We start from the raw sequence: 13126 nt of genomic DNA, 5'->3' as shown, positions 1-13126 counted from the left end.
GGTGGGATGAACGAACGTCCGGATGCGGGCAGCACCCATCACGGAGACAGTCATCGGTCACACCTCCCTTTCCCCACACGCCGACAACAGCAGCCGACGGCTCCTGTTCACTTCTGACCACAGCCTAGAGGGAGAGCCGCCCGGGCGGCCAACTCTTTTTCCGCACCCGCACCCGCACCCACGCCACCGCCGCGGGAAGGGAGCCGCCCGCCCCGGCACGTCCCGGCACGTCCCGGACGTGCCGCCGACCGGGTCACCCGGTCGCGCAGGGGCGGCCGTTGAGGGTGATGTCGGTGGGCGGGGAGTTCTTGCCGGTCCAGGACGCGAGGAAGCCGAAGGCGAGTTTTCCGCCGGCCGGGGCCGTCCTGTTGTAGTCGGCGGCGGTGGCGGTGACGCGGGATCCCTTCTGGCTCGCTTCGGCGTCCCACATCTGGGTCACGCGCTGGCCGTCCCGGAAGGTGAAGGCGACACGCCAGGAGTCGAGGGGCTCCGTCGTGGTGACGGTCACGGTGGCCTGGAAGCCGTCGGGCCACTGGTTGCCCTGGTCGTAGACGGCGTGGCAGACGGCCGGCTTGTCGGGCGCGGTGCTCCGGGGCGGGGAGGCCGTGGCGGAGGTGCTGCCCTGGGGTTCGGGGTCGGGATCGGGGTGGGAGCCGGCGTCGTTGTCGTCGTCGGGGGTGGCCCGGTCCGGGGTGTGGTCGTCGGGGGTGGTGTCGGCGGGTGGTTCCCCGCCGTCGGAGGGAGCGGTGCCCGAGGCCGGGGCGGGTGGGGCGCCGGGTCCCGCGGGCGGGTACAGGTCCGGGTCGGCCACCGCCTGGCGGTCGGCGTCGGGGCGGGTCGCGCTGTCGGCCTCCGCGCCGCCGAACTGCAGGAGGGAGACCGCGAGCGCGAGCCCCGACACCAGGACGGCGGCGACCATCAGCCCGCTCCGGACGAGCCGCGTCCGGTCCGGTCCGTCGGCGGGAGCTCCGCCCGCGTCGGAGCCGTCGGGACGGCCGGGGCCGAGGCGCGCCTCGGTCGCGCGGCGGCGGCGCTCCAGATAGGCGAGACCGCCCCAGCCGACGACCCCGCCGGTGAGCGCGACGGGCAGCCCGCCGCCCTGCAGCCGGAGGCAGGCCGCGGCCTCCGCGCACTGCACGCAGGTGGCGAGGTGCCGGGACAGGTCGTCGGGGGTGTCCGCGGCGGGCGAGCGGGTGACGGCGTCCAGCAGCCGGGCGTAGCTGCGGCACTCGGCGTCCATCGGGGAGTCGAGGTGGTTGCGGTGGCAGCGGTCCCGGAACAGGCGTCGGACCTGGGCGAGTTCGTCGGCCGCGAGGGCGGGGTCGAGGCCGAGCCGGCGGGCCACCAGGGGAAGCGGCAGGCTCTCCGCCTCGGCCAGCCAGAGCAGTTCGGCGTCGGCCTGCTGCAGATCGCGCAGTCCGCGCAGGGCGACCGGACGGCTCAGCGGCGGGCCGGTGTAACGGGCGGCCTGGTCGGAGTGGAGCCACAGCCTCAGGTCGGGATCGAGCCGGTGTCCCTGCCCGGCGTCCTCCCAGTCCGTCGCGGTGGCGCGAACGGCCGTCAGCAACAGGGGTATTCGGGGCAGCCGGGACGAACGGCGGCCGGTGCCGCGTACGGTGCTCGCCTCCGCTTCGCGCACCTCTCGTATGCCTTGTGCGAACGCTTCCCGCGCGAGTTGCGCGGCGGCGGTGGAGCCGGCCGTGCAGAGATCGGCGTACGAGAGCACCGCGTCCCAGCACTCCGAGAACAGCGCTGTCTCGGTGGCGTCCTGGGGGGTCGGCAGGTCGGGCATGAGTCTCCTGCATCCACGAACGAGGTCAACTCGCCACATTGGCGGCATAGTTGGGGGGACCCTCGGGGTGATGGACGAGCTTTTCACGTTCCCGACACAACTGACAAGCGCTGTCTCCGCTTCGGGCAGCACGGCGCCCGCGTACGCGCCCCTCGCGCGCGCCCCTCGCCGGAGAATACGCAAGGAAGGCCGGAACGTCTCGGTTCCGGCCTTCCTTGTTTTCTCCGCTTCTCCGCTTCTCCGCTTCTCCGCTTCTTCCCCTTGAGCCGTCTCAGGCCCTCGCGGCCCTCTCGGCGGCCCGCTCGGGTCTCACGCCTCGGCGGGCTCCTGCGCCGGGAGGCTGTCCATGAAGGAGCTGACGGAGAACACCGCGCGCCCCGGTCCGGGCTCACCGTAGCCGGGGGGCGAGGACAGGCCGAAGTCGTCCATCGTCGCGCGGTAGGCCTCGAGCAGCCGGATGTGGTACTCCAGCGGCGCGCCCTGCGGGTTGGCCTTGCCGAGCGGGGTCGTCGGCTCGGGGCACCAGGTGGTGAAGCGGGGCGTGATGCCGTGCGACATGAAGAAGCGCAGCCCCTCGGTGGTGGAGGCGATGGCCTCGTCGACCGTCTTGAAGCCGAACGGCTCGGCCATCTCCACGCCCGCCACGAAGTTGGGGATGACGTTGCGGGCGCCGAAGATCTCCGCGGAGTCCAGGATGCGCTTGTGCCACTCGTCGCGGCCGACGTACCGCTCCTTGCCGGGGCAGTACATCTTGAACAGGTACTCGTCCCACACCTCGTAGTTGGGGTGGTAGATCTGCACGCCGTGATCCTTGAAGCGCTGCACGTCGTCCCGGGGCAGCGCCTGGGCGACGACCTTGCCGATCCAGCGGCCGGGGAAGCGCTCCTCGATGGCCTTGGCGTAGTGGCCGTAGAAGTCGGCCTCGTCGCGGCCGGAGACGGTCTTGGTGATCGCGCCGCCGGTCAGCGTGTAGGCGGTGGACGCCTTCGCCGTGTCATAGCGGTCGATGATCTCCAGGGCCTCGAGGACCTCCTCGACGTCCTTGACCCCGGTGTAGGGGCGGCCGGCCGCCTTGTGCTGGCGCCAGTTGTGGTTGATGTCGCAGTACTGGCACTCCTCCTTGGCGCCGAAGTACTGGCAGACCCGGAAGACGGTCAGGTAGATCAGGTAGCCCCACTGGATGGTCGGGGCCACCTCCATGACCGACTTCCCGTTGGAGAGGGTGTGCCGGTAGTACTCCGGCATGGGCGGCACGCCGACGTCGGAGATCCGCTTCCCGTCGAGGTAGAGACCGAGCACGCCGTCCTCGTTCGCGGCGACCCGGTAGGGGGAGGCGGGGTTCACCCGCACCGAGACCACGGTGCGGCGAAGGTCGTAGGGGCCGCCGGTGAGGATGATCTCCTCGGGCGGGCGCCGCAGCGCGGCCTCACCCAGCTCGGGCAGGGTGCCGTGGTCGAAGGAGAAGATGAAGTACGACTTCGGCTTGACCTCGCCCTTCTCGTTGTCGCTGAGGGCGGACGGATCGAAGGCGACCCCGCCCCGGAGCAGGTCCTCCTTGAAAACGGCCTCGCGCGGCACATGCGGGAACCGCTCCATCAGATCCTCGACCAGCGCGGTACGGCTGCCGCTGCCCATCCCGTGTCTCCTTCCGGCTCGGACGTACGACTCCCGGCTCGGACGTACGACTCCTCACGGTATGCCCCCGCCCCTCGGTCCGTGGTGCCGGGGCCCCCACGTGACGTGGGGCACTCCCTCGGACCTGCGAGAACAGTACGTCTTCCGGGCGTCCGCGGCTTCGGTGCCGTGCGGGTCCCGGGCCGTCCCTCGCGGAAGGACGACCGGGCGACGCGTACCCCGGGCCCCGCGATAAATTCCGGCGGGGGCCTCTCCGGTCCCGCACCTCGGGGAAGGACGACCGATGACCGGGACCGTGACCAACTGGGCGGGCAACATCACGTACGCCGCCAAGGAGCTGCACCGTCCGCACACCCTGGACGCGCTGCGCGCGCTGGTCGCCGGGAGCAGCCGGGTCCGGGCCCTGGGCAGCGGGCACTCCTTCAACAGGATCGCCGAGTCGGGCGAGGCCGGCGTCCTGCTCTCGCTCGACGCCCTGCCCGCCCAGGTCGACGTGGACACGACGGCCCGGACGGTACGGGTGGGCGGCGGCGTGCGGTACGCGGAGCTGGCCCGCCGGGTGCACGAGCGGGGGCTCGCGCTGCCGAACATGGCGTCGCTGCCGCACATCTCGGTGGCCGGTTCGGTCGCCACCGGCACGCACGGCTCCGGGGTCGGCAACGGCCCGCTCTCCTCGGCGGTACGCGAGGTGGAGCTGGTCACGGCGGACGGTTCGGCGATACGGATCGGCCGCGAGGACGAGGCCCGGTTCGGCGGTGCGGTCACCTCCCTCGGGGCGCTCGGTGTCGTCACGACGCTCACCCTGGACCTGGAGCCGGCGTTCGACGTCGAGCAGCACCTCTTCACCGAGCTGCCGCCGGCCGGGCTGGACCTCGCCGCCTTCGAGACGGTGATGTCGGCCGCGTACAGCGTGAGCCTGTTCACCGACTGGGCGGCGCCGGGCTTCCGGCAGGTGTGGGTGAAGCGGCGTACGGACCGGCCGCTGCCGGACTTCCCCTGGGCGGCGCCCGCGACCGAGAAGCTGCATCCCGTCCCGGGCATGCCGGCGGTCAACTGCACGGAGCAGTTCGGGATGCCGGGTCCCTGGCACGAACGGCTGCCGCACTTCCGCGCGGATTTCACACCGAGCAGCGGGGCGGAGCTGCAGTCGGAGTATCTGCTGCCGCGCCGGTTCGCCGTCGACATGCTGCACGCGATCGACGGGATCCGGGAGACGGTCGCCCCCGTGCTGCAGACCTGCGAGGTGCGGACCGTGGCCGCCGACAGCCAGTGGCTGAGCCCTTCCTACGACCGGGACACCGTGGCCGCCCACTTCACCTGGGTCGCCGACACGCCCGCGGTGCTGCCCGTGGTCCGGCGGCTGGAGGAGGCGCTGGCCCCCTTCGAGGCGCGGCCGCACTGGGGGAAGGTGTTCACCACCCCGGTGGCCGAGCTCCGTGCCCGCTATCCGCGGCTGGGCGACTTCCGGGCTCTGGCCCGGTCGCTGGACCCGGAGGGCAAGTTCAGCAACGTGTTCGTGCGGGACGTCCTGGGCGACTGACCGTCCGACCGGCCCCGTCCCCTTCGTACAGCCCCTTTCCGAACCCCTTGTCGAACACCGGCACCGGCCATAGCCTTGCCGCGCGCCGGTGCCGACGCCGCCCGGCACGGCAGGGATGGGGGCACCTCCGGTGAAGCGCACCTCGCGGGACATCCGTACCGCCAACCGCTACGAGGTACTGCGCCAGATCATCGCCGAGTCCCCCACCTCACGGCAGGAGCTGGCGGCCGCCACCGGGCTCAGTCTCGCGACGGTCGCCACCCTCGTCGGCGAGCTGCTCGACCTCGGCATGATCACCGAGGTCGGGTTCGAGGACTCGGCCGGCGGCCGGCCGCGCGGTCTGGTGGCCGTCGACGCGGCGGGCGGCGCCCTGATCGGCGTCGACCTCGCCGAGACCTACGTCCGGGTCGAGCTGTTCGACCTGGCGCTGAACGTGCTGGCCCGCGCCGAAGAGAAGATGCGCCCCGGCGAGAACCGGCCCGAGCAGGTCGTGAACCATGTGGCCTCGGCGGTCGGCTCGGTGGTGGAGCGGGCCGGCATCGAGTCCGCGCGGGTGCTCGGGGCCGGAGTGAGTGTGCCGGGCCAGGTGGACCGCGCCACGGGCGTCTCCGAGTACGCGCCGAACTGGGACTGGCACGACGTGCCGCTGCAGGACCTCCTCGCCGAGCGGATCTCCCACCCCCTGTACCTGGACAACCCGTTGCGCGCCTGCGCGGTCGCCGAGCTGTGGTTCGGGGCGGCGCGCGGGCACGGCGACGCGGTGGTGGTCAACCTCGGGACCGGGGTGGGCGCCGGACTGGTCCTGGGCGGCGGGGTGCACCGGGGGGTCAGCAACAGCGCCGGCGAGTGGGGACACACCACGCTCGTCCTGGACGGGCGCCCGTGCCACTGCGGCAATCGCGGCTGCGTCGAGACGTACACCGGTGCGCCGGGGATCATGCTGAACCTGCGGGAGGTGAGCCCGCGCAGCCCGCTGCTGCGTCCCGGCGACCAGACGGCCACGGTCGACGCCCTGGCGCGAGGGGTGGCCTCGGGCGACCCGGTGGCGGTCAAGGTCCTCGAGGACACCGCCCGTTACGTCGGTGCCGGGATCGCCGGCCTGATCAATCTGTTCAACCCGGAGGTGGTCGTGCTCAGCAGCTGGGTCGCGGCCGCGTTCGGCGAGCCCCTGCTCGACGCGGTGCGCGAGGCCGTCACCCGGCACGCGCTGCGCCGTCCGCTGGCCGCCACCCGGATCGTGCTCTCCCCCATTCCCACCGATCCGGTCTGCCTGGGCGCGGCGACGTTCGCGCTGGAGGGCGCGTTGCAGGCGGCACGCAAGGGCGGCAACGGCACGCACGCCACCGCACCCGCGCGGACCCGCGGCAGCGGCAGCGGCAGCGGCAGCGGCAGCGGCAGCGGCAGCGGCAGACCGTAGCGTCCCTCGCACCACCTGCGTCCCGAGCCTCAACGTCCCCGCCCCGTCGGCTTGTTCGTCATCCCGAACGGTGCGCAACGCTTCGTGCGGGCTTTGTCCAACCCCTTGCCGAAGCCTTAGCCGAAGGTTAACGTCCGGCACCGCAGGCGTTTCCGCGCCCTCCGCCGCACCACCGCCGCACCACCGCCGGAAGCCGTCCGCCGTTCACCGCAGATCCCGCTGCTCCGCGTGCACCGCCCCGTACCGCCAGCGCCGCCTGCACTTCCCCGCACCCGTCCGGGCCACCTGCTCCGCCCGCCCCACCTGCCTTTCGAGCCGTACTCGAGACAAGGACGTCGACATGTCGGCATGGAGTACTCACCACTGGGACCGCCGTTCCGTACTGCGGGCGGCCATGGGTCTGGCTGCCGCCGGCGGGCTCGCCGCGTGCGGCGGCAACACCGGCCGGGACGGCGGGCCGGGGTCGGGCAAGCGTCTGGTCCAGTACTTCCACGCCTACGGCGAGGCCGGCACCGAACAGGCCATCAGGCGCTACGCCAAGGCCTACGAGGAGGCCGACGTGACCACGCAGTGGATCACGGGCTCCAACTTCGAGAGCAAACTGTTCGCTTCCCTGCTCACCGACAAGGCCCCGGACGTCTTCGAGTTCCATCCGCAGATCCAGCTCGTCAAGAGCGGCCAGGTGGCGGACCTGACCGACCTGGTCGAGCCGGTGCAGGACGACTTCAACCCGGCCGACATCCAGTCGCACACCGTCGACGGGAAGATCTACGGGGTCCGGATGATCGACGACCCGCAGTTCTTCTTCTACCGCAAGTCGATGTTCGAGAAGGCCGGCGTGGGCGTCCCCACCACGCTCGACGAACTCCTCGCGACCGCGGCAGAGTTGACCACGGACAAAGTCAAGGGAATCTACCTGGGAAACACCCTGCACCCGATCGTCAACCCGATGATCTGGGCATCCGGCGCCGACACCCTCGACGAGAAGAACGAGATCGCCTACCACACGGACGGGGTGGTCGGGGGGTTCCGCACCCTGCGCAAGCTCTTCACCAGCGGTGATCTGCTGCTCGACGCGCCGACCGACTTCTGGGACCCCTCCGCGCTCAACCAGGGGCTCACCGCCATCCAGTGGTGCGGCATGTGGGCGATGCCGCAGATGCAGCAGGCGCTCGGTGACGATCTCGGGATCTTCCCCTTCCCGAAGGTCACCGACACGGGCAAGCAGGCAGTCACCAACGGCGGCTGGTCGATGTTCGTCAACGCGAAGGGCAAGAACGTCGAGGCGGCCAAGGAGTACGTGAAATGGCTGTGGATCGACCAGAAGGAGTACCAGGAGGACTGGTCGCTCTCCTACGGCTTCCACATCCCGCCGCGCACCTCGATCGCCCGGTCCGCCGACAAGCTCACGTCGGGTCTGCCGGCCGAGGGCGTCAGGCTGTTCAACGAGTTCGGGCACTTCGACAACATCGGCTGGACACAGGCCATGATCACCGCCCTGGAGGACGTCCTCGCCGACTGCGTCCGCAAGGGCGGTGACCCGGAGAGCGCGCTCGACAAGGCCGACGCGACGGTCGACCGCGAGCTGCAGAAGCTGTTCGGATAGACCGCGGACGGGCAGCGACGAGATGTCGACCACCACCGCGCGCGGTGCCGCCCGCCCCGCCCCGGCCAAGGGCTCCCCCCGGCCGCGGCGGCCGCTGCGGACCAGCGGCACCTTCAACTTCTGGCTGTTCACCGGGCCCTTCCTCCTCGGCCTGCTGATCTTCGTCTACGTGCCGATCCTGTGGAGCGCGTGGCTGTCCTTCTTCGAGGCCCGGTTCACCGTCACGCCCAGCGAGTTCATCGGCTTCGAGAACTACCGGGTCATGCTGACGGACGACCAGTTCATGGGATCCCTCGGCACCTTCACGGTGTTCGCGGCGCTCATCGTCCCGACCACCTGGGCGTTGTCGCTGGCGCTCGCGCTGGCGGTGAACCGGCTGCGGTTCATGCGGGCCTTCTTCCGCTCGGTCTTCTTCCTGCCGACGGCGGTGAGTTATGTCGCCGCCTCGCTCATCTGGAAGATGTCCCTCTTCAACGGGGTCCGCTTCGGTCTGGCGAACACCGTGCTCGGCGTGTTCGGCGTGGACGACACCGCGTGGCTGGCCGACCCGAACCCGCCCTGGTACTGGCTGGTCATCGTGACCGTACGGCTGTGGCTCCAGGCCGGTTTCTACATGATCCTGTTCCTGGCCGCGCTGCAGAACATCCCGCACGAGCTGTACGAGGCGGCAGCCATCGACGGGGCCAGGCCCGGCTGGCAGACGTTCCGGTACATCACCCTGCCGCAGTTGCGCGCGACGTCGACGGCCGTGGTCCTGCTGCTGCTCGTGGCCGCGTACCAGGCCTTCGACGAGTTCTTCAACCTGCTGAACAAGACCACGTGGGGGCGCCCGCCGCTGGTCGAGCTGTACTACAAGGCCCTGGGCGACAACCAGGACTACGGCGCGGGCAGCGCGGGCGCGCTGATCCTCACGCTGCTGATCTGCCTGGTGACGCTGCTGCAGGGCCGGTTCATGGGCTTCGGCCGGGGGGAGGACGCCAGGTGACCGCCGACACACCCGCACCGAAGGCGGCGGAACCAGGGGCAAAGGGGTCGCCCCGGAGACCGGGACGATCCACGGGCAGGGCGGGCAAGCCGGGCAGGCCGGGCAGTTCGCGCGGCAGCGTGCTCGGGTCCGCGGGCCTGTACGCCGCGACCTGCCTCGCCGCGCTCCTCTTCCTCGTCCCCTTCTACCTGATCGTCCGCAACGCCCTGTCCACCGATCCTGAGATCACCGGCGAGGAGTGGGCGTTCTTCCCGTCGGACATCCAGTGGGGCAACATCACCGAGCCGTTCGACGACCCGACGGTCGACTTCGCCCGGTCGCTCTGGAACTCGGCGGTCGTCGGGATCCTGCATACCGTCGGCACCCTGCTGGTCTGCTCACTCGCCGGATACGGGCTGGCCCGCATCCCGTACCAGCACGCCAACAAGGTCTTCTACGCCGTTCTGGGGACCCTGATGGTGCCGACGGCGGTCACCTTCGTGCCCAGTTTCGTCCTCGTGTCGTCCCTCGGCTGGGTGGACAGCTACCGGGGTCTGATCATCCCGGGCCTCTTCAGCGGTTTCACCTGCTTCCTTTTCCGGCAGTACTTCCTGGGGTTCCCCCGAGAGCTGGAGGAGGCGGCACGGGTGGACGGGCTCGGTTACTGGGGCGCGTACTGGCGGGTCGTCGTTCCGAACTCGCTGAACTTCTTCGCCGCCATCGCGACGATCACCTTCATCAGCGGCTGGAACTCCTTCCTGTGGCCACTCGTCATCGGTCAGGACCCGAGTGCCTGGACCGTCCAGGTCGCCCTCTCCTCCTACATGACCAACCAGACCGTCAACTTCCATCTGATCTTCATGGCCACGGCCATCTCCATCCTGCCCCTGGTCTGCGTCTTCCTGTTCCTCCAGCGCTGGCTCGTCCAGGGCATCGCACAGACCGGCATCAAGGGCTGAGTCAAGGGCTGTCCGGCGGCTCAGGCCGGAGACGCGGGGGCCGGCACGCACAGCTGCCGCGTTGTCGTCACTCGCCGACTCCCCCGAGCTCTCGGCTCCTCCCCCACTCTCGGCTTCGCTCGAGCGGGGGCACCCCCATGAGCAGGGGGGACCCCCATCCCCTCGACTCCCTCCTCCGCCGTGCGGCTGCACGCACAGGCCCCCGCTCCCCTTCGTTGGACAGGCACCGTAAGCACCCTCCGGCCTGATCCGCCGGACAGCCCCTAGGAGACCGATGTCTTTGCGCACCACCGCGACCGACTACGTCGAGGACGTCTCCCCCGGCCGCGGGACCCTTCCCCCACGCGCCCGGTACGCGTCCTCGGACGCGGTGTCCCTTTCACTGAACGGCAGGTGGCGGCTGCGCCTGTCGGCGACGGCGGACGCCGAGGACGACGCGTTCGCCGTTCCCGGCTACGACGCCGGCGACTGGGCGGAGGTGACCGTCCCCGGTCACTGGGTCCTCCAGGGCGACGGCGCCTTCGGGGCCCCCGCCTACACGAACCACCTCTACCCGTTCCCCGTCGATCCGCCTTACGTCCCCACCGAGAACCCGACCGGCGACCATCTGCACGTCTTCGACCTTCCGGAGGACTGGCCCGCCCCGGCCGAGGGCGACGACGCCGTGCTGCGCTTCGACGGGGTCGAGTCCTGTGCCCGGGTGTGGCTGAACGGCACGGACATCGGGGAGTTCAAGGGATCGCGGCTGCCCCACGAGTTCGCGGTCGGGGCGTTGCTGAAGCCGGCCGGGAACGTTCTCGCGGTCCGCGTGCACCAGTGGTCGGCCGGTTCGTACCTGGAGGACCAGGACCAGTGGTGGCTGCCCGGCATCTTCCGTGACGTGACGCTGCTGCACCGGCCGGCGGGCTGCGCCGGCGACTTCTTCGTGCACGCCTCCTACGACCGTGTCACCGGGGAGGGCACCCTGTGCGTCGACTCCGACACCGACGGGCGGGTGACCGTACCGGAGTTGGGCATCGACGTCGCGACCGGGGAGCCGGTGACGCTGCCGGTCGGTCCCTGGTCGGCGGAGACCCCCCGCCTCTACGACGGGGTGCTCGCCACGGCCGGTGAACGCGTCCCGCTGCGGGTCGGGTTCCGCACCGTCGCCCTGGAGGACGGCCTGATCAAGGTCAACGGGAAGGCGGTCCTCTTCAAGGGGGTCAACCGGCACGAGTGGCATCCCGAGCGGGGCCGCGCGCTCGACGTGGACACCATGCGCGAGGACGTGCTGCTGATGAAGCGGCACAACGTCAACGCCGTCCGCACCTCCCACTACCCGCCGCACCCCGCCTTCCTCGACCTCTGCGACGAGTACGGACTGTGGGTCGTCGACGAGTGCGACGTGGAGACCCACGGCTTCGTCGAGCAGGACTGGCGCGACAACCCCACCGACGACGAACGCTGGACCCCCGCCCTGCTCGACCGTGCCGCCCGCATGGTCGAGCGGGACAAGAACCACCCGTCGGTCGTGATGTGGTCGCTCGGCAACGAGGCGGGCACCGGCCGCGGTCTGACCGCGATGGCCGACTGGATCCACTCCCGGGACCCGGCCCGTCCGGTGCACTACGAAGGCGACCACGACTGCCGTGACACGGACGTCTATTCACGGATGTATCTGCCGCACACCGAGGTGGAGCGGGTCGCCCGCGGGCTCGACGGCGGCTCCCGGCGAAGGCGCCGGCTCCCGCTCATCCTCTGCGAGTACGCACACGCCATGGGCAACGGCCCCGGCGGACTCGCCGACTACCAGGACCTGTTCGAGCGGTACGACCGGCTCCAGGGCGGCTTCGTCTGGGAGTGGATCGACCACGGCGTCCGGCATCCCGAGCTCGGCTACGCCTACGGCGGCGACTTCGGCGAGGAACTGCACGACGGCAACTTCGTGTGCGACGGGCTGCTGTTCCCGGACCGTACGCCGTCGCCGGGGCTGATCGAGTACAAGAAGGTGATCGAGCCGGTCCGGATCGAGGCCGGTGAGGTGGACGGCACCGTGCGGGTGACCAGCCGGTACGACTTCGCCGACCTGTCCGCCCTGGAGTTCACGTGCTCCCACCAGGTGGACGGGCAGACGGCCGGCGCCCACCGGCTCGCCGTGGCACCGCTCGCCCCCGGGGAGTCGGCGGAGGTCAAGCTGCCCGAGGCGCCGGACGGCGGGGGCGCGGAGGTCCACTGGACGGTACGCGCCCTGCTCGCCGACGACACGCCCTGGGCGGGCGCGGGCCACGAAGTGGCCTGGGGGCAGGGAACGGTGGCCCACCGGACGGCCGTGCCCGCCGTGGGGGCCGGGCCAGGCGTACGGCCCGTCGCCAACGGTGACCGGATCACGCTGGGCCCCGCCTCCTTCGACGCCCGTACCGGCGCGGTGCGCACGATCGCCGGTGTCGCGGTGGACGGGCTGCGCCTCGACGTGTGGCGGGCGACGACCGACAACGACGACGGCGCGCCCTGGCAGCCGGACACCCGGTACGGGCTGCTCTGGCGGGAGCTGGGGCTGCACCGCATGCGGCACCGGACGGTCGCCGTGGAGGCGGGCAGTGGCGGCGCGGGGGGAGGCGACGGCGAGGCGCTGGTCGTGCGGACACGAGTGGCCCCGGCCGGACGTGAGCCGGGGCTGCGGGTGACGTACCGCTGGACCTCCGACGGCGCCCTCGTGCGGCTGGCCGTGTCGGTCGTGCCGGAGGGCGACTGGACGGTGCCGCTGCCCCGGCTCGGGATCCGCTTCGGGCTGGACGCCTCGCTCACCGGGAGCGTCCGCTGGTTCGGCGGCGGTCCCGGCGAGGCGTATCCGGACACCTCGGCGGCGTCGCGGCTGGGCCGGTGGGAGGCCGGCGTGCCGGACCTGCAGACGCCCTATGTCCGCCCGCAGGAGAACGGGGCACGGGCCGACGTACGCCGGGTGGAGCTCGGCGGGCTCCGGATCGAGGGCGACCCCGAGTTCTGGTTCACCGCCCGTCCCTGGACGAGCGAGCAGCTCGACGCGGCCCGGCACCTCACCGACCTGGTCCCCGGTGACACGGTGTGGGTGAACCTCGACCATGCCCAGCACGGCATCGGCTCGCAGTCCTGCGGTCCGGGCCCGCTCCCGCAGTACGCGCTGTGGGCCGGGCCCGCGGAGTTCTCGTTCGTCTTCTCCGCGCGGCAAGGTTCCGGCTGAGGCGGGCGGGCGGGCGA

Annotated in this window: 8 protein-coding genes; 6 read left to right on the top strand and 2 right to left on the bottom strand. The window is 71.3% G+C overall.

From position 1 onward, the window contains the following. Nucleotides 1-253: 253 nt before the first annotated feature. Together OHB56_RS34265 and OHB56_RS34260 are read right to left on the bottom strand one after the other, a co-directional pair. Complete coding sequence (locus tag OHB56_RS34265) at nt 254-1792, bottom strand: cellulose binding domain-containing protein (protein ID WP_406357596.1); 1539 nt, start codon at nt 1790-1792, stop codon at nt 254-256. 309 nt (nt 1793-2101) lie between these two features. Further along, a complete protein-coding gene (locus OHB56_RS34260; protein ID WP_406357594.1) occupies nt 2102-3427 on the bottom strand; it encodes a radical SAM protein in 1326 nt (441 codons plus the stop codon). Nucleotides 3428-3710: 283 nt separating this feature from the next. Here OHB56_RS34260 and OHB56_RS34255 point away from each other — a divergent pair, with 283 nt between their 5' ends. The 6 genes from OHB56_RS34255 to OHB56_RS34230 all read left to right on the top strand — a co-directional run bounded on the left by OHB56_RS34255 (nt 3711) and on the right by OHB56_RS34230 (nt 13109). Continuing rightward, entirely contained in the window at nt 3711-4967 is a 1257-nt protein-coding gene (locus OHB56_RS34255) for an FAD-binding protein (protein ID WP_406357593.1), read from the top strand. A 115-nt stretch (nt 4968-5082) separates the two neighbouring features. Continuing rightward, a complete protein-coding gene (locus OHB56_RS34250) occupies nt 5083-6384 on the top strand; it encodes an ROK family transcriptional regulator (protein WP_406357592.1) in 1302 nt (433 codons plus the stop codon). A 340-nt stretch (nt 6385-6724) separates the two neighbouring features. Continuing rightward, on the top strand, nt 6725-7990 hold the full coding sequence (locus tag OHB56_RS34245) for an ABC transporter substrate-binding protein (protein ID WP_406357590.1): 1266 nt from the start codon (nt 6725-6727) through the stop codon (nt 7988-7990). A 22-nt stretch (nt 7991-8012) separates the two neighbouring features. Continuing rightward, nucleotides 8013-8975, top strand: a complete 963-nt coding sequence (locus tag OHB56_RS34240; RefSeq protein ID WP_406357588.1) for a carbohydrate ABC transporter permease — start codon at nt 8013-8015, stop codon at nt 8973-8975. 119 nt (nt 8976-9094) lie between these two features. Next, nucleotides 9095-9913: a carbohydrate ABC transporter permease gene (locus tag OHB56_RS34235; protein ID WP_326755588.1), complete on the top strand. Its 819-nt coding sequence runs from the start codon at nt 9095-9097 to the stop codon at nt 9911-9913. 274 nt (nt 9914-10187) lie between these two features. Beyond that, nucleotides 10188-13109, top strand: coding sequence for a glycoside hydrolase family 2 TIM barrel-domain containing protein (locus tag OHB56_RS34230; RefSeq protein WP_406357585.1), 2922 nt, complete (start codon nt 10188-10190; stop codon nt 13107-13109). Nucleotides 13110-13126: the final 17 nt, after the last annotated feature.

The sequence above is a fragment of the Streptomyces sp. NBC_01635 genome (genome assembly GCF_045209715.1).
GTDB lineage: Bacteria > Actinomycetota > Actinomycetes > Streptomycetales > Streptomycetaceae > Streptomyces > Streptomyces hirsutus.
The sequence above is the reverse complement of the archived record's forward strand: the minus strand, read 5'-3'. Positions and strand labels throughout refer to the sequence as shown.